The 16,744-nt window shown below is 64.8% G+C and carries 14 protein-coding genes; 4 read left to right on the forward strand and 10 right to left on the reverse strand.

Annotation, left to right across the window (positions count from 1 at the left end; translation table 11 throughout):
* The first annotated feature begins 135 nt into the window (after positions 1 to 135).
* Positions 136 to 339, forward strand: a complete 204-nt coding sequence (locus tag QCE49_RS23335; protein WP_250457512.1) for a hypothetical protein — start codon at positions 136 to 138, stop codon at positions 337 to 339.
* A gap of 77 nt (positions 340 to 416) precedes the next feature.
* Here QCE49_RS23335 and QCE49_RS23340 read toward each other — a convergent pair whose 3' ends face one another.
* From QCE49_RS23340 to QCE49_RS23355, 4 genes are all read right to left on the reverse strand, one after another.
* Entirely contained in the window at positions 417 to 2,396 is a 1,980-nt protein-coding gene (locus tag QCE49_RS23340) for a PhoX family phosphatase (protein WP_250457513.1), read from the reverse strand.
* An 88-nt stretch (positions 2,397 to 2,484) separates the two neighbouring features.
* The gene (locus QCE49_RS23345) at positions 2,485 to 2,970 is read right to left on the reverse strand and encodes a hypothetical protein (RefSeq protein WP_250457514.1); all 486 of its coding nucleotides are present in this window, start codon (positions 2,968 to 2,970) and stop codon (positions 2,485 to 2,487) included.
* Between the two features lie 66 nt (positions 2,971 to 3,036).
* A complete protein-coding gene (locus tag QCE49_RS23350; protein WP_250441091.1) occupies positions 3,037 to 3,369 on the reverse strand; it encodes a double zinc ribbon domain-containing protein in 333 nt (110 codons plus the stop codon).
* A 27-nt stretch (positions 3,370 to 3,396) separates the two neighbouring features.
* Complete coding sequence (locus QCE49_RS23355; RefSeq protein ID WP_250457515.1) at positions 3,397 to 5,460, reverse strand: cation-translocating P-type ATPase; 2,064 nt, start codon at positions 5,458 to 5,460, stop codon at positions 3,397 to 3,399.
* Between the two features lie 202 nt (positions 5,461 to 5,662).
* Between QCE49_RS23355 and cadR the strand changes: the two genes are divergently transcribed.
* Positions 5,663 to 6,094: a Cd(II)/Pb(II)-responsive transcriptional regulator gene (gene cadR / locus QCE49_RS23360; RefSeq protein ID WP_008348568.1), complete on the forward strand. Its 432-nt coding sequence runs from the start codon at positions 5,663 to 5,665 to the stop codon at positions 6,092 to 6,094.
* Between the two features lie 20 nt (positions 6,095 to 6,114).
* Here cadR and QCE49_RS23365 read toward each other — a convergent pair whose 3' ends face one another.
* Genes QCE49_RS23365 through QCE49_RS23375 form a run of 3 tightly spaced genes read right to left on the reverse strand, consistent with a single transcriptional unit; the run spans position 6,115 to position 10,045 of the window.
* Entirely contained in the window at positions 6,115 to 7,143 is a 1,029-nt protein-coding gene (locus tag QCE49_RS23365) for an alpha/beta fold hydrolase (protein ID WP_250457516.1), read from the reverse strand.
* Positions 7,144 to 7,182: 39 nt separating this feature from the next.
* Positions 7,183 to 8,688 carry a M81 family metallopeptidase gene (locus QCE49_RS23370; RefSeq protein ID WP_008348572.1) on the reverse strand — a complete coding sequence of 502 codons (1,506 nt, stop codon included), beginning with the start codon at positions 8,686 to 8,688 and terminating at the stop codon, positions 7,183 to 7,185.
* Between the two features lie 31 nt (positions 8,689 to 8,719).
* On the reverse strand, positions 8,720 to 10,045 hold the full coding sequence (locus QCE49_RS23375) for an MFS transporter (protein WP_250457517.1): 1,326 nt from the start codon (positions 10,043 to 10,045) through the stop codon (positions 8,720 to 8,722).
* Positions 10,046 to 10,180: 135 nt separating this feature from the next.
* On the opposite strand from QCE49_RS23375, the gene QCE49_RS23380 reads away from it, so the two are divergent.
* Complete coding sequence (locus tag QCE49_RS23380; RefSeq protein ID WP_309806489.1) at positions 10,181 to 11,140, forward strand: LysR family transcriptional regulator; 960 nt, start codon at positions 10,181 to 10,183, stop codon at positions 11,138 to 11,140.
* Positions 11,141 to 11,190: 50 nt separating this feature from the next.
* A complete protein-coding gene (locus tag QCE49_RS23385) occupies positions 11,191 to 11,448 on the forward strand; it encodes a hypothetical protein (protein WP_033536295.1) in 258 nt (85 codons plus the stop codon).
* Positions 11,449 to 11,453: 5 nt separating this feature from the next.
* On the opposite strand, the gene QCE49_RS23390 is transcribed toward QCE49_RS23385, so the two are convergent.
* From QCE49_RS23390 to QCE49_RS23400, 3 genes are all read right to left on the reverse strand, one after another.
* Positions 11,454 to 12,077 carry a hypothetical protein gene (locus QCE49_RS23390; protein ID WP_250457519.1) on the reverse strand — a complete coding sequence of 208 codons (624 nt, stop codon included), beginning with the start codon at positions 12,075 to 12,077 and terminating at the stop codon, positions 11,454 to 11,456.
* A gap of 152 nt (positions 12,078 to 12,229) precedes the next feature.
* On the reverse strand, positions 12,230 to 14,509 hold the full coding sequence (locus QCE49_RS23395) for an EAL domain-containing protein (RefSeq protein ID WP_250457520.1): 2,280 nt from the start codon (positions 14,507 to 14,509) through the stop codon (positions 12,230 to 12,232).
* A gap of 76 nt (positions 14,510 to 14,585) precedes the next feature.
* Positions 14,586 to 16,706, reverse strand: a complete 2,121-nt coding sequence (locus QCE49_RS23400; protein ID WP_250457521.1) for an ATP-binding protein — start codon at positions 16,704 to 16,706, stop codon at positions 14,586 to 14,588.
* Positions 16,707 to 16,744 lie beyond the last annotated feature (38 nt).

Here is a 16,744-nt window from a genome sequence, read left to right on the forward strand (position 1 = left end):
AGAAACATTTTCCGATGCCGATAACCTGAAGCAGAAGGAGCCGGACGCCAGATCGTTCGCGCCTTTTCGACATTCATAACGCGTGTTCCGCAGCCATACGGCGCGGGCCGACGACATCCGGAAGAGAAAGAAGAAATGGTCTTCAGCTACAGGGACATGATGGTCACGCCGGCGGCGGTCCGGCACGGCGACGCGTTTGCCGCGACGGCGCGAATCCAGGATTTGAACGGGATGGAGCGTTGGGTGCGCTTGGCCGGCGAGTTTCCGAACGTGGAAGAAGCGATCCGCTATGCGATTGCGGCCGGCTTCGAATATATCGATTACGAGCAAAGCTGCTGAACTCCGCGAGGCGCGCCGCGTCCGCGACGCACCTCGAAGCTACGCATTGAGGGAAGCGTTGCGCTTCCCCTGGCTCGTCAACTCAGCTTGACCGAGGTTGCATCGGCGGTCAGATAGCCCACCGCCGCGCCGTAGCGATCCTTGTAGTTCGCGCGGATCAGCGGATCGAGCGTCGCCTGCACCTTCGAATGCAGCGGCGTTTCCCAGTCGCCCGCATGCTGGAAGTTGCTCATGATGTAGGTCCAGCCGTTGATCTCGTCGACCGCGTGCAGGCCCGTCGATTCAGCGCCCGACGGCGCCGACAGAATGCGCGACAGCGACTTCGTATCGACGTTGTATGCCCACAGGAAGTTGTTGACGTGCCGGCCGCTGTCTTCGCCGATGAACAGCGTGCGCAGCTTCTCGGAGAACTTGAGGTTATCCGGATTCGCGATGCGCTCCGGGTTGCCGATGTTGCCGAGCGCATCGGCGGAAATGTCTTCGCCGACCAGCGCGGCGGGCGCGGCCATGTCGACCGGAACCCATTCGCTGTTGATCGCCGCGCCGGTCAGATCCTTCTGTCCGCCCTTCAGATTGAACGCGTACACCGCGCCGGAGTTGATGGTCTTGTCGACGGCGAATTCGGCCGCGTGCGCGTCGCCCTTGACCATAGACTTGACGATCTGCGACATCGCCGAGTACACGATCTTGTCCTTCGCGTTGACCGTCGTGCCTTCGAGCTTCGTGAAGCACATGCTCGCGCCGCGCAATGCCGCGTAGCGATGCGTCTCCAGAAACGCGGCCGCCTTCTCCATGCCCGGCTTGATGCGAATCCAGTTGAACGCGCCGTTGTAGTCGATGCGCGTATAGCTCGCATCGAGCGTCGCGCCGACGGTCGCATCGCTGACGACATCCATGATGTCGGCGAGCGTCAGCGTGTTGGCGAGGTTCTCGATTTCATCGCTCGTCGCGTGGCCGAGGTTCATCCACGTCAGATTGGCCGAGCCCGCGCCCGCCGATGACGTCATCGCGCATTTCGCGACGTAAAGCGTGCCGGCCGAAAGATCCGCTTCCTTGTCCGCGACGAACATGAAGACGCCGCCGTTGGTCGCGTCGTCGCCCATCATGACGGTGCGCTTGTCGGGCATCACTTGAATCAGCTCGTGCGAGATGCGGCCGAGGCAATAGTGCTTCTTGATCGTGCCGGTGCCGTCCGGGTTGACGGTGACTTCGGGCACATGGCCGTAGTGATACGGACGGGCCTTCGTTTGATCGCCGTAAAGGTTCTGGCTATACGCGAGGAACTGCGCGTCCTTCGAGCCGAGCGCCGCATCCGGCTCGTACTCTTCGCTCGACAAATGCGTGTTCCAAGGCGAGAGGCTCGCGCCGCACGTGATCCACAGACCGTTCGCCTTCGAGGTATCGACGTTCGCGTAGCTCACGAGCGTCAGCTTGCCGGTGGCCGGATCCTGATCGAGCGTCAGCACGGCGATCGGCGACGGCAGGCGGCCGTACATGCTCGCGGCGTTCTGGTCGCGCGTCGTGTATTCGAACTGCACGACGGCGAACACGGCGTTGCCCTTCACGCCCTTGACGGTCGTCTTGTCGAGCTTGATGAGCGACGTGCCGTCCGGGCAGTCCGAGAAGAACTGGCGCTCCTTGCCCGCCACCGACTTGTCGATGATCGGCTGATTGTCGATATCGAAATAGCCGCCCGCGACGATGGTGCCGCCGGCCGTGTTCGGCACGACATCGCCCGTCACGAAGAACGGCTGATACGCGAGCTTGTACGCGCGATTGCTGCCGTCGCTGAAGCTCACGGTCATGGTCGAGCCGACGGTGGTCTTCGCCATCGCCGCGGGATCGGCGAGCGTCGGCGCGGCCATGCTGCTGAACGTCGCCGTGGTGAACGCAGCCGTCGACGCGGGCGCGGACGCGTTCGTCGCCGCGTTGCTGTCGCTGCCGCCGCATGCGGTGGCGAGCAGCGAAGCGGCGGTCGCGCCGCCGAGCGGCAGCATCGGTGCGCCGGCGAGAATCTTGAGAGCTTTGCGGCGGGAGAGGTCGAGTGGCAGCGCCATGTGTGGTTCGAGTCCTTGATCGTGGGTTTGTACCGGCGATGAATGTCCCTGCTTCGGGCCGTTGCAGCCCGATGTGCCGGTTGACGCGCTACTTTAGGAAAGAAATGTGAAATTTGTTTGACAGGACGCTGTAATCTCTTGATTCCTCGACCGGAACGTAGAAATTCTCCGCTGAGGCTTTGCTATCGGCCGCTGGACCGACGGTTCCGAGTCCGGCGGCGGCAATTTCAACGCCAACCAGGGCGCGCATTACGTCGTCGGCAATCGGCTGACGCTCGCCAAAGGCACGGGCACCCTCGCCTGCACCAATCTGATGGCCACGTCGCCCGATCGGATCCGACAGCAACGCAAGCGTCACGAAGGACACCGTCTTCGCGGGCGGACAGGTCATGGGCGGCGGCATGAACGTCATGTCGCGACTGATGGGCAACAATGCGACGCATCCTCTCATCGCGATCGTGTCCGCCGCGAAGCTGCCCAACACGGGAGACGTCACCGGCGCCGTCGTGCTGGCGTGCTGGCGTGCAACCGATCGCCGCGCGACCGTTCTGATCGCATCGCGAAGAAAGGCCACTCATCAGTGGCCTTTTTTTGGCTTCCAGTCTTGCGAAGGCGGCGCGTTCCCCACACGCTCCGACAATCAAACCACGCGCTTCCCGCAACTGACGCAGTACCGCGCGCCCGCCTGGATCGACGTGCCGCACGTCGGGCATCGGCTGGGATCGAGCGGCGTGTCGCACTGCTTGCAGACGGCCGTGTCCGGCGGATTCGACTTGCGGCATTGCGGGCAGATCACATCGGGCGGCAGCGGCGGAATCGAGCCGGGATGACGGCCCCACGATTCATCGCCGTCGTATTCCTGATAGCCGTCCCGATGACGCCGGTCATGCTCTCTCCGATGGCTGCCGTGCCCGCCATGACCGCCATGTCCGCCGAAGTGACCGTTCTCGAACAGCTTCCGCAAGAAACTCATGATTTGCTCCTTTTGCTGGTGAGGTGCTCAGTTGAAGCGCTTGTGCAGAATGCGCAGCCCGTTGCCGACGACAAGCAGGCTTGCGCCGACATCCGCGAACACGGCCATCCACATCGAACCGAGTCCGGCCACGGCGAGCGCGAGAAACACGCCCTTCACGACGAGCGCGAACGCGATGTTCTGCACGAGAATCGCGTGCGTCGCCGACGAAAGACGGATGAACGCGGCGATCTTGCGCAGGTCGTCGTCCATCAGCGCGACGTCGGCGGTTTCGATGGCCGTATCGGTGCCCATCGCGCCCATCGCAAAACCGATGTCCGCGCGCGCCAGCGCAGGCGCGTCGTTGATGCCGTCGCCGGCCATGCCGACCGCGCCGCCGTCCGCGCCGAGACTTTCGATGGTGCGCAGCTTGTCCTCGGGCAACTGGCCCGCCTCGACGCGATCGATGCCGACCGCGCTCGCGATGGCGCGCGCCGTGTGCGGGTTATCGCCCGAGAGCATCGCCGTCTGCACGCCGAGCGCGTGAAGCCGGGCGATCGCGTCGCGGCTCGATTCCTTCACGGTGTCCGCCACGGCGAAAAGCGCGAGGACGTTGTCCGCATCGGCGAGCATCACGACGGTCCTGCCTTCACGCTCCAGCGCTTCAGCCCGGCGCTTCGCATGGCTCGCGCCGCGTCCGATGTCTTCCATCATTCGCTGATTGCCGAGCCAGTAAGCACGGCCGTCGACGACACCGCGAACGCCGCGCCCCGGCACCGCTTCGAACGCCTCCACCGCGATGCGCGGCCCGCCGTCCTGGCTCGCGGCCTGCGCGATCGCGAGCGAAACCGGATGATCGGAACGGCCCGCGAGACTCGCCGCGATCGCGCGCACGCGGCCTTCGTCCATGCTCCGGTCGAGCAGCGCGAAATGCGTCTGCACCGGCTTGCCGTGCGTGATCGTGCCGGTCTTGTCGAACGCGAGCCAGCGCAGGCGCCGTCCGCGTTCGAGAAAGGTTCCGCCCTTCACGAGGATGCCGTGCCGCGCCGCCGCGGCGAGTCCGCTGACGATCGTCACCGGCGTTGAGATGACGAGCGCGCACGGACACGCGATGACGAGCAGCACGAGCGCGCGATAGATCCACGCGTACCACAACTCGTCGAACGCGAGCGGCGGCACGACCGCGACCGCTATCGCCACGAGAAGCACGAGCGGCGTATAGATGCGCGCGAAACGATCGACGAAACGTTGCGTCGGCGCCTTCGCACCTTGCGCGCTTTCGATCGCGCGGATGATGCGCGCAAGCGTCGTGTCCTTCGCCGCCGCCGATACGCGAAACTCGAACGAGCCGGTTTCGTTGACGGTGCCCGCGAACACATCGTCGCCCGGCGACTTTTCGACGGGCAGGCTTTCGCCGGTGATCGGCGCCTGGTTGACGGCGGAGCGCCCGGACGTGACGACGCCATCCAGCGCGATGCGCTCGCCCGGCCGCACGCGCACGACGGCGCCGCGCGTGACGGCGCTCGCTTCCATCGCGCGCCACAGGCCGTCGGCTTGCAGAACGGTCGCCGTGTCGGGCGCGAGCTTCATGAGTCCCGCGATCGCGTTGCGCGCCCTTTGCAGCGACTTCGCCTCGATGAGTTCGGCGATCGTGAAAAGCGCCATGACCATCGCGGCTTCCGGCCACTGTCCGATGATCATCGCGCCGGTCACGGCGATGCTCATCAGCGCGTTGATGTTGAGGTTGCCGTTGCTGATGGCGATGAAGCCCTTGCGATACGTCGAGAAGCCGCACGAAGCGATCGCGGCGAGCGCGAGCGCGACGACGAGCCAGGACGGTCCGCCGAACCCGCTCGCAGCCTCCGACGCCGCCGCCGCAACGCACGCGAAGGCGAGCATCCACAGCGCGCGCTTGCCTGCGGGCGCGTCGTTGCGGGGTTCGGTGCGCGGCATGAAGCCCAGTGCGCGCAACGCATCGAGAACGGATGCGAGCGCGTTGGCATCGTGTTCGACGGTCAGCACGCGACGCAGCAGATTGAACTCGACCGATCCGACTCCCGGCATGCCCGCGAGCTTCTTGCGGATCAGCGTCTCTTCGGTCGGACAATCCATCTCGTCGACGACGATCTCCGTCCGAACCGAAGCTTTCGTCTTTATTTCGTATTCCTTTAAATCATTTCGGACACGACGATCAGCCGGCTCAGGCCGGGGCTTGCCGATGCTCTCGGGACGTAACATACTGGCTCCTTTTCTTGACTTTTCCCGAATTGAACACCTTGGAGCCACTCCAGGGTCAAGAAAAAAGGATGCCGAAATGAAGATAGGGGAACTGGCGCGCATAGCGAATTGCACGCCGGATACGATCCGCTTCTACGAAAAGGAAGGGCTGATTCCGCCGCCTGCAAGGACGGACGCGAATTACCGGACTTACGACAAGACGCATGTCGAACGCCTGCGCCTTATCCGCAATTGCCGCGAGCTCGACATGACGCACGACGAAGTGCGCGCCCTGCTCTACGCATTGCAGGCGCGCTCGCCGGATTGCCGCGAAATCGATGCGCTCGTCGATGAGCATATCGGCCACGTAAGCGCGCGCATCGACGAATTGATGAGGCTGCGCGACCGGCTCACCGCATTGCGCGAGACATGCCGCGGCGAGCACGCCGTCGATTCGTGCGGGATCGTGCACGAACTGACATCGCAGAAGACGCCGGGACGCAGAACGAAGAAGTCACACGTCGGCTAGCGCTTCGTCCTGCATGCGCGTTACATGCGGCTTGCGTCGATGACCGCATCGGCGAATGCTTTCGGCGCTTCTTGCGGCAGATTGTGGCCGATGCCGCCCGCGACGTTCCGATGCTCATACTTGCCCGTGAACTTCTTGGCATACGCCGACGGATCGGGATGCGGCGCGCCGTTGGCATCGCCTTCCATCGTGATCGTGGACACGCCGATCGTCGGCGCGCTCGCGAGCCGCTGTTCGAGCGCGTCGTATTGCGCTTCGCCCTGCACGAGCCCGAGACGCCATCGATAGTTGTGAATCACCACGGCGACGTGATCGGGGTTATCGAACGATTTCGCGGAACGGTCATACGTCGCGTCGTCGAAGTTCCATTTCGGCGATGCGAGTTGCCAGATCAGCTTGTTGAAAGCGTGACGGTTCGCCTCGTAGCCCGCCTGGCCGCGCTCGGTCGCGAAGTAGAACTGATACCACCATGCGAGCTCGGCTTTCGGCGGCAGCGGCGCGCGATTCGCCTGCTGGCTGCCGATCAGATAGCCGCTCACCGAGACCATCGCCTTCACGCGTTCCGGCCACAGCGCCGCGATGATGTTCGCCGTGCGCGCGCCCCAGTCGAACGCGCCGAGCGTGGCCTGCTGAATCTTGAGCGCATCCATCAACGCGATGATGTCCACCGCGACCACCGCCTGCTGTCCGTTGCGCGGCGTGTCGGCGGAAAGAAAGCGCGTGGAGCCGTACCCGCGCAGATACGGCACGATCACGCGATAACCCTGCGCCGCGAGCATCGGCGTGACTTCCGCGAATGCGTGGATGTCGTAGGGCCAGCCGTGCAGCAGGATCGCCACGGGACCGTTCGCCGGACCCGCTTCCGCATAGCCGATGTTGAGCGCGCCCGCGTCGATCTGGCGAATGCCGGCGAAGCCCGCACTCGACGATGCGCGCGGCGCGGTCTGCGCGCGCACGAGGTCGCTGAAACCGAGCTGCATCGCGCCTACACTCGCGACCGCCGTGCCGAGCAAGCGTCGGCGCCGCGCGTTGATCTGATCGTCCGGCATCTTTTGATTCTCCTTGTCCATGTAGTCGATGAAAAACGTTCACGCAGCCGATGCGCGCAGTTCGGCGAGCGTCGGCCCGAGCGGTCGCACACGCATGCGCGAATCGAGATTGCGCCAGGGCAGATCGGCCGGATCGGCGGCCATCGGGCCGGGCGCTTTCGCGACGAGCACGCGCTCGGCGATCGGCTCGAAATCGGCGCGGAAATGCACCGAGCTCTTGTTCACCAGAATCTTCATGCGCTCGGGCTCGATGCCCGCAACGCGAAAGAGATTGCGGTCGAAGACCTGCATCTTGATGCTGCTCACCGCGATACGCACGCCGCCGATACGCAGGCAAGCGGTCGGTCCCAGTTCGCCCGACATGCCATTGAGCATCGGGCCGTCGAAGCGAAAGCGGCCATCCGACAAATACTCGACTTCGAACTCGCCTTCAAGCGGCGCGTCGCCGGGCACGTTCGAGCCGCCGCCCAGCGCTATCCTGATGCGCGCGCCGACGCCCGCGCGATGCGCCGCATGCGCCGCCTTCTCGTCCCAGATAACGCCTACCGCAGCGTCGCGCGCGTCGTGGCGCAGCAGTGCGCGGACCATGCCCATCGTGTTCGAATCGCCGCCGACGCCCGGATTGTCCTGCGTATCCGCGATGATGACGGGCTTGCCCGCATCGCGGCTCGCGTCGATCGCTTCACGCGCGGCTTCATCGGGAGAGAGGAACGGCACGTTCCAGCGCGCTTCTTCGTCCACGAGTTGCGTGTATAGCTTGTCGACCGCGAAGTCCGCCGCCTCGCCGTCGAGCGCGTAGCCCCAGAACACCGGACCGCATTCGTCGAAATCCGATGCCGGAAAGCCCGGCGCGAACGACAGCGACACGACATCCTTCTCCAATGTCTCAAGCATGGCGTACATGCCGCGCGCCGGTTCGACGAGCGTGCACATGCCGTTCACCGGAATCAGAAACGGAATGCGCCGCATCGCGCGCGCGAACGGCTTCCCGTGTTCGATGCGCTTTGCCAGCAGATGCGCCGCGCGCAAGCCCGTTTCGGCCATATCGACGTGCGGATACGTGCGATACGCGACGAGTGCATCCGCGAGTTCGACCATGCGCGCCGTGACGTTCGCATGCAGGTCGAGCGAAACGACGAGCGGCATCGCATCGCCGACGATGTTGCGCACGCGCGCCAGCAGTTCGCCTTCGCCATCGTCGAGATGTTCGGCGACCATCGCGCCGTGCAGATCGAGATAGATCGCGTCGAAGCCGCCTGCCTGCACGCGATCGACGATCGCGCCCGCGATGCGCTCGTATGCGTCCTGCGTCACATGCGCCGATGCGCTCGCGCCCGCCCAGATCACCGGAATCGGCTCGTGCCCTTGCGCCTCGGCCCATTGAATGAAACCGCCGATCGGCACGTTCACGTCGCGCAGCTTGAGGACATCGTCGCCGTGCGCCATCGGCGGAAAGCCTTCGCCCTGGATGAAGCTCTGGTAGCTCGCCTTCGTCGGCGCGAAGGTGTTCGTTTCGTGCTGGAATCCTGCGATCAGAATCTTCATGACCTTTGTCCTTTCGAGTATCGATTGATGTTCAGGCCGCGCGTGCCGTGGCCGCGGCAGCCGCGCGCCTGTTCGCGAGAATCAGCACGCAGGACAGCGCCGCCATGCACGCCATCACGACGAGGCCGCCGTTCGTGCTGCCGGTCGCGGACTTGACCCAGCCGATCATCGCGGGGCCCCAGAATCCGCCCGACAAGCCGATCGTGTTGATGAGCGCGATGCCGCCCGCCGCCGCGGGGCCGGAAATCGTTTCGGAAGGAATCGCCCAGAACACCGTGTAGGCCATCCACATGCAGGCGGTGGCGAGCGTGAGCAGCGCGAGCGTCGCGACGACGTTGCCGTTCGCATACGGCGTCATCACGAGCAGCGCGGCGGCGGCGAGCGCGGGCACTGCGCTGTGATAGCGGCGCTCGCCGACCTTGTCGGAACGGCGGCCCGCTGCGTACATCGCGACGGCCGCGGCGACATACGGAATCGCGACGTACCAGCCGAGGCGGATCGTGTCGTGCATGGAGCCGCTGAGACCCTGCTCCTTGATGAGCGTCGGCAGCCAGAAGCTGATCGCGTAGATTGGAAAGATGATGCAGAAGTACGCGATCGCCAGCAGATAGATGCGCGGGTTCTTCGCGATCTCCGCGAACGATTCGATGCGATGCGACGCGCCGCCGTGATGACCGACTTCCGCCTCGACGAGCCGCTGTTCGTCCTGCGTGAGCCAGCGCGCATCGGCGGGACGATTGGCGAGCACGCGCCACACGAGCGCGCCGAGCGCGATGCACGGCAGGCCTTCGACGAGGAACATCCACTGCCAGCCCGCGAGTCCGCCGACGCCGTCGAGCGACGCAATCAGCCACGCCGACAGCGGCCCGCCGACGACACCGCCGAGCGGCCCCGCGACGAACACGAGCGCGATCGCGCGCGCCATGCGCTTCGGGCCGTACCAGTTCGAGAGGTAATAGATCATGCCCGGCGCGAAACCCGCTTCGAAGACGCCGAGCAGGAAGCGCATCGCGTAGAACGCGGGCACGTTGCGCACGAAGAGCATGCACGCCGACGTGATGCCCCACAGCACGAGAATGCGGCTGAACGTGAGACGCGCGCCGATCTTCGGCAACATCAGGTTGCTCGGAATCTCGAACAGCACATAGCCGATGAAGAAAATCCCCGCGCCGACGCCGTACGCTGCATCGGAGAAGCCGAGATCGCTTTGCATCTGAAGTTTCGCGAAGCCCACGTTCACGCGGTCCAGATACGCGAACATGTAGCACGCGATGAGGAGCGGCAGCAGCCGCCAGTTGATTCTGCTGTAGAGCGCCGAAACGGCATCGCCGCTGCGCAGGGTCTGGATCGTCGACATCCGCGTCTCCTTGTCTCGTCTTCCCTTTCTCGGGTAAGGCGATGTTGAGCGCGTGCGACCGTGCGAGCAAGAGCAACAAAGTTCACGTATCGTTGCTCTGCGAGCAACGCATTCCTTCCCATACGGACGACGACCATGCGCGAAATCAATCAGCAACGTCTGCGCTATTTCCACGAAGTGCTCACGCACGGCACGATTCGCGGCGCGGCGGATCATTTGAACACGTCGCCGTCGGTGATCGCGCGGCAGATCAAATTGCTGGAAAACGAACTCGACACGACGCTCTTCGAGCGCGAGCCGCGCGGCGTGCGGCCGACCGAAGCGGCTTTCCATCTGCTCGAATTCTGGCGCGGCTATCGTTCGCAGCAGGAGAAGTTCGAGGATCAGCTGCATGCGCTCAAAGGCCTGCAGCAAGGGCAGATTCGTCTCGCGGTGAGCGAAGGCTATGTCGATACGCTCGTCGACGATGTGCTCGCGCCGTTCTGCGCGCGCTATCCGCGCCTCGAAATCGACGTGCAGATGCTCGCGGTCGACGATCTGCTCGAAGAAGTCGCGCAGAGCCGCGCGCATATCGGGCTCGCGTACAACCCGCCGCCGCACGAGCGCATCGAGATTCGGGCAAGCTCGCCGCAGCCGGTCGTGCTGCTCGCGCGGCACGATCATCCGCTGGCCGTGCGCGGCGGCGTCGCGCGGATTCGCGATCTGCTCGAATATCCGCTCGCGCTGATGCCGCCCACGTTCGGCATCGGCCATGTCGTGAAGATGCTCGAAACCACCGACGATCTCGCGATCCGCCCGACGCTCACGACGAACTCGCTCGGCGCGCTGAAGCGCTTCGTGGCCGCGGAAAATTTCATGACGCTGATCGGCGAATTCGCCGCGTATCGCGAGCTCGCGAGCGGCGAGCTGACGACGATACCGGTCGCGCATCCGCTTTTCGAGAGCGCGCAGGCGAAGCTGCTCGTGAAAGCCGGACGTCCGCTCGCGGCCGGGCCGCAGGAACTGCTCGACTGGATTCTGACCCGCATGCCGATGTTCGCGCATGCGGCCGCCGCGCCCGTCAGACGAACGCGCGCTCGGGCACGTCGCAAGTGATCGCGGAACGGGGCTTGCTGCGTTACGGAAAACATCTTCAGGAGAATGCGATGAACCGCGAACCGTCAGATCCCGTGCAGCGCGCCGACGAACGCCGCGAGGCGCTCGGCGAGGGCGACGTCAAGGAAAAAAGCGATGGCACGATCGAGCAGCGCGAGCACGGCAATATCGATCCGACGCTCGTTCCGAAGGGCAAGGATCATCCCGAGCAAGGGCCGTACACGCCCGAGCACGATCTGAAGGATCCCGACACCTCGCCGGACGCAAGCGCCGACCATCCGAAAGGCAAGCGCGACTCGGAGGCGTGAAACGCCTATTGCCCGCCGTCGAGCTTCGCCTTCTCCGCCGCGATCTGATCGGCGATCTTCGCGGCGAGCGCATCGAGCGAGGAAATCGACTGAACCTCGTTGATGACGAAGCGCGCCGCGGCGCCGTAGGGCTTCGGCGCGGCCGCCGATTTATGCCCTTTCAGTTCGCCGCTCGTGTCGATCTGCGCCGGCGCGGCGTCCGGGCTCGCCGCGAGATTGGCGAGCTGCACGGTGACATGCGTGTTGGGCGTCTTGTCGGATGAACCCATCGACGGCAACGCGGAGCCGAATCCGCTCGACAGCGTTTCGTCGAACTCCCCGCTGACGAGCCAGCCCGATGCCGGCGGCGGCGAATCCGCCGTCACATGGCAAGCGGCGAGACCTTTCCCGTTCAGCGCCTTGACGATGCCATCCGCCAGCGCCGATGCGTTCTGATTCACCTTCACCGCATTGCGCGCCGACCGCAATCGCGAGCCGAGCACATGCGACGCGCCGCTTTCACGGCTGACGGCCGTGAAGTCGCGTACCTGTATCAGTTGGCCGGCCGCGGGCGGGCACTGCGGCGCGGACTGGGCGCATGCAAGCGAGCCGATCGCGGCCAGCGCAACGCCCAGGCAAAAGGTCTTCATCGGTGCTCTCCGTCGGAGAACGATCGTCGTCAACCGCCGCAGCAACACGCCCAACGCGAAGATCAGGTGGCTCATTGCGTCCATCCTCCGTTTCCGGCTCGCATCCGCGAATGCCGCGATGATAACGCCGGGCGGCCCGCGCGGGCACGCGTTTAACGCACGGTCGCGGCGTCTTCTGCGTCTGTCCGCATCATCAGGCTCGCGAGCAGGACGGGGCGGCTCAACAGAAAACCCTGCACCTTGTCGCAGCGCACGTCGCGCAGCGTGTCGAGCTGCTCCTGCGTCTCGACGCCTTCCGCGACCACCGTCACGCCGAGCTTGTGCGCGAGATCGATCACGCCTTCGACGACCGTGCGCACCATCGCGTCGGTGGCGATGTTGTCGACGAAGGATTTGTCGAGCTTCAGCACGTCCGGCCGGAAGCGCGCGAGATAGCTGAGACTCGAATAGCCGGTGCCGAAATCGTCGATGGCGATGCGTACGCCCATCGCGCGAACGTTCGACAGCACGACCTGCGCATCATCGACGTTGTCGATCAGCGCGGATTCGGTGATCTCGAGCGTGATGCGGTTCGAATCGATGCCGGCGCGCCTGATCGCGTGCCGCAGAACCGACACGAGGCGCGGATCGCGGAACTGCTTCGGCGACACGTTGAGCGCGACCGAGCAAGCCTGCGGCAGCGCGAGCGCGAGTTGCGACCCGGCCTGCACGGCCTCGCGAATGACCCAGTGCCCCGCCTCGACGATCAGCGCGCTCTCTTCGAGCACCGGCACGAACGCACCCGGACCGAGCAGCCCGAGCTGCGGATGATTCCAGCGCAACAGCGCCTCGACACCGACAAGCGCACCGGAATCGACGCGATATTGCGGCTGATAATGCAGCACGAACTCGTTCTCGCGGATCGCGCCGTGCAGTTGCGCTTCGAGATGCGCGCGCGCGAGATCGTCCTTCTCGCGATCGCCGAACACGCGAAACGTGTTGCGGCCCGCGCGCTTCGCGGCGTACATCGCCATGTCGGCGCTGATGAAAAGCGCTTCGGGCGTGCGTCCGTGTTCGGGATAGAGCGCGACGCCGATCGAGCACGTCATCGTCACGCTCTTGCAGTCGATCTCGATCGGACGATGGCACGCGAGCGAGAGCTTGCGGCACGCGCGCTCGATGCTTTCCTGATCGAAGCTGCCGGGCAGGATCACGGTGAACTCGTCGCCGCCCGGCCGCGCGGCCACGGCGCCATCGGGCAGCGTTTCCGCGATGCGTCGCGCGATGGTGCGCAGCACCGCATCGCCGGCGATATGACCGGCAGTGTCGTTGATCGACTTGAAGCGATCGATGTCGATGAAGAGATACGCGAACGGCGCGAGCGCTTCACAGCGCTTCACGAGCGCGTCCATCATCGCGTTGCGATTGGCGAGTCCGGTGAGGCTGTCGGTGTTCGCGAGCCGATGCAGTTCCTGAAGGCGCTGGCGCTCGTCGGTGGCATCGACGCACACGCTCACGACGCGCGACACCGCGCCGTCCTCGATGACCGGATAGATATCTGCGCGCACCCAGCGCGTGCGATCGTGCGGCAGGCAGAGACGAAAATAGCTCTGCGTGGCCGCGCCCGTGTTCACGGCGGTACGCATTTCGTCGCGCAGCGCGGGCAGGTCTTCGGGATGCACGCTTTGCGACCAGGCGGTCTGATCGGCTTCGAGCGCGGACATCGGCATTTCCCACATGCGTTCGAACGCGGAGCTCACATGCAGAAGCTCGCGGAAATCGCGCGTCGCGGTCCAGAAGACGGCATCGACGTGATCTTCCATGTCCTTTTGCACGCGCGCGTTGCCGCGCAATTCGTCGATGAGATTGCGCTCCGCCGTGATGTCGCGCGACTTGCACAGCACCGCGCTCACCCGTCCGTGCTCGCCGTAGACGGGCGCGAAGGTCGACGTCCACCATTTCAGCGTGCCGTTCATCGTGCGGCAGGCTCCGGAGAACGACGTCGATTCACCCGCTTTCGCGCGTTCGAAGGCACGCCGCGCGTCGGGGCCGTCCCAGAGCGCGAGCCAGTCGACGCCGATGAGATCGTCTGCGTGATCCGCTTCGATGAGCCGCCCGCCGACCTCCGAAATGCACATGATGCGGCCTTCGAGCGACAGCAGCTTGAGACAGTCCTCGGCGATGGCGAGCAGCCCATGCGCGACCTGACGTGCGACGAAGATCTTGCGATTCGCTTCGTGCATGCGATGCACGACGAACGCCGCGCCGAAGACGAGCACGCCGAGCAACACGTTCCACGGCAGCGGCACGAAGAAGGTTCCGCACGCGGCGGCGAGCACGCCGAGCGGCGCGAGACCGAGCGCACCGAAACGGCGTGCGCGTTCGATGTAAGGCCGGTTCCTGGCGATGGTGTCGCCGATGGTCCCGAGGAAATCGTTGGCGCCTCTCTGCACCGTTCTGGCCCTGTTCTAGTGATGGGTTTGATCGGTGTTTATCGGCGCGGAGAAGAAAGTCTTGAGAAAGGAACCGCTACGCCGCGGCCTGCAGCGCCCCCGCGATTTCCTTCGCCAGCGCCTCCGCGCGATACGGCTTGCCAAGCAGGGTCACGTTCGGCCGCAGCACGCCATCGCGCGAGATGATGTCGCGCGTATAGCCGGAGACGTAGATCACCGGCACGGGCCGCTCCTGCGAAAACGCCCATTCCGCGAGATCGGCGCACTTCACTTTGCCGGGCATCACGACGTCGGTGAGAATCAGGTCGACGTTCACGCCGCTTTCGAGCACGCTCATCGCGGCATCGCCGTTAGCGGCGCGCAGCACCGTGTAATGCATCGCTTCGAGTATCGCGACCGTCGACATCAGCACGGCGGGATCGTCATCGACGACGAGCACCGTCGCGCCGCCCGTGTGCCCCGTCATCGCATCGACGCGCAGTTGCGCGGTTTCATCGTAGAAGCTGCGCGGAAAGAACATCTCGACCGTCGTGCCCACATCGACCGAACTCGACACCGCGATATGCCCGCCCGACTGCTTGACGAAGCCGAACACCATCGAGAGGCCGAGACCCGTGCCGTGCCCTTCCGGCTTCGTCGTGAAGAACGGCTCGAATGCGCGTTCGAGCACGTCGGGCGCCATGCCCGCGCCGGTGTCCGATGCGGACAGCTTCACGTATTCGCCCGGATGCAGATCCTTGCCCTCGCACGCCGCGGCATCGAGCGCTTCGTTCGAGCAGACGAGCGTGAGCTTGCCGTCGCCGCGCATGGCATCGCGCGCGTTGATCGCGAGATTCAGCAGCGCGTTTTCCAGTTGATTGCGGTCGACGCAGAAGTTCCATGCGTGCTCCGCGAGCAACGTGTTGATGCATACCGACGGTCCCACTGCATGCTGCAAGAGCTCGCGCATCTCTTTGAACAGGCGCTGCGGATTGATCACGACCGGCGACTGCGGTTGCCGCCGCGCGAACGACAGCAATTGCGAAGCGAGCTTCGCGCCGCGCTGCACGGCTTCCATCGCGGCGTGTACGCGCTCGGGCACGCGGCTGTCCGTCGGCGGCAAATACTGCAGCAATTGCAGGTTGCCGCTGATCGCCTGCAGCGTGTTGTTGAAGTCGTGCGCGACGCCGCCCGTCATCGCGCCGAGCGCTTCCATCTTGAGGCTCTGACGCAATTGCGCCTCCACCGCGATGCGCGCGGCCACGGCTTCGGAGATCTTGTCTTCGAGACCGCGCGTCAGTTCCCGCAAGGTCTCTTCGGCGATCCTGCGATCGTGAATGTCGATGATGACGCCGGGAAAGCGCATTGGTCTGCCGGTTTCGTCGTCGTCGCAGCGGCCGGTGGCGAGAATCCAGGTCCATCGCGCATCGCCGGAAAGGATGCGGTATTCGGCGCGAAACGGCTCGCCGTACTGCAGCGTGCGCACGATAAGCCCCCTGACGCGTTCCAGATCCTCGGGATGAATCTTCGCGAACGCCGCCTCGACCGGCATGCCGCGCGCCACTTCGTCGAGCGAAAACGAAAACGTGCGCGCGAAGCGCTCATCGCCTTTCACGCGATTGTCGGGAATGTCCCACACGAACGTGCCGAGCACCGCGCCGGAATTGAGCGCGAGTTGCAAGCGCTCATCGGCTTCGCGAAACGCGCGTTCGGCTTCGGCGCGCGTGCGTTCGAGCAGCACGCGCCCGGTCGTTTCGACGACGATCGCGAGCACGCCGACGGGCACGCCTTCGTTCGACGCGACCGGGCTGTAATGCAGATCGAGCCACACTTGCGCATCGCGACCGTCGCGCGGCAACGTAAAGCTCATGTCGCGATACGAAAGCGATTCTCCGCGCAGTCCCGTATCGAGCACATTGCGATTGAACTCGGCCGCCTCGGGCCACGCCGCTTCGATCGGCATGCCGAGAATGCGCGGATGACGCCCGCCCGAAAAATGCGCGTATGCGTCGTTATAGAGCAGCGTGCCTTCGTCGCCCCATAGCACGGCCATCGGCAACGCGTTGCGCAGCATCATCTGCACGACGGAGCGCAACACTTGCGGCCATGCGTCGATGGGACCGAGCGGCGTCGCGCGCCAGTCGTAGTCGCGAATGGCGCGCGCTGTTTCGCCGACCCAGGAATCGAGCTGACGGTGATCGGAGATATTCGAAGTCAAAACCGGCCTTAACTGTCTGAAGAATCGCGTGGTCGTTC

Source organism: Caballeronia sp. LZ008 (assembly GCF_031451435.1).
Taxonomy (GTDB): domain Bacteria; phylum Pseudomonadota; class Gammaproteobacteria; order Burkholderiales; family Burkholderiaceae; genus Caballeronia; species Caballeronia zhejiangensis.

Coding starts and splice junctions, on each gene's coding strand:
- QCE49_RS23355 (WP_250457515.1), bottom strand. CDS start 5,460: ATGGATTGTCCGACCGAAGAGACGCTGATCCGCAAGAAGCTCGCGGGC.
- QCE49_RS23375 (WP_250457517.1), bottom strand. CDS start 10,045: ATGTCGACGATCCAGACCCTGCGCAGCGGCGATGCCGTTTCGGCGCTC.
- QCE49_RS23340 (WP_250457513.1), bottom strand. CDS start 2,396: ATGGCGCTGCCACTCGACCTCTCCCGCCGCAAAGCTCTCAAGATTCTC.
- QCE49_RS23335 (WP_250457512.1), top strand. CDS start 136: ATGGTCTTCAGCTACAGGGACATGATGGTCACGCCGGCGGCGGTCCGG.
- QCE49_RS23380 (WP_309806489.1), top strand. CDS start 10,181: ATGCGCGAAATCAATCAGCAACGTCTGCGCTATTTCCACGAAGTGCTC.
- QCE49_RS23370 (WP_008348572.1), bottom strand. CDS start 8,688: ATGAAGATTCTGATCGCAGGATTCCAGCACGAAACGAACACCTTCGCG.
- cadR (WP_008348568.1), top strand. CDS start 5,663: ATGAAGATAGGGGAACTGGCGCGCATAGCGAATTGCACGCCGGATACG.
- QCE49_RS23385 (WP_033536295.1), top strand. CDS start 11,191: ATGAACCGCGAACCGTCAGATCCCGTGCAGCGCGCCGACGAACGCCGC.
- QCE49_RS23365 (WP_250457516.1), bottom strand. CDS start 7,143: ATGCCGGACGATCAGATCAACGCGCGGCGCCGACGCTTGCTCGGCACG.
- QCE49_RS23350 (WP_250441091.1), bottom strand. CDS start 3,369: ATGAGTTTCTTGCGGAAGCTGTTCGAGAACGGTCACTTCGGCGGACAT.
- QCE49_RS23390 (WP_250457519.1), bottom strand. CDS start 12,077: ATGAAGACCTTTTGCCTGGGCGTTGCGCTGGCCGCGATCGGCTCGCTT.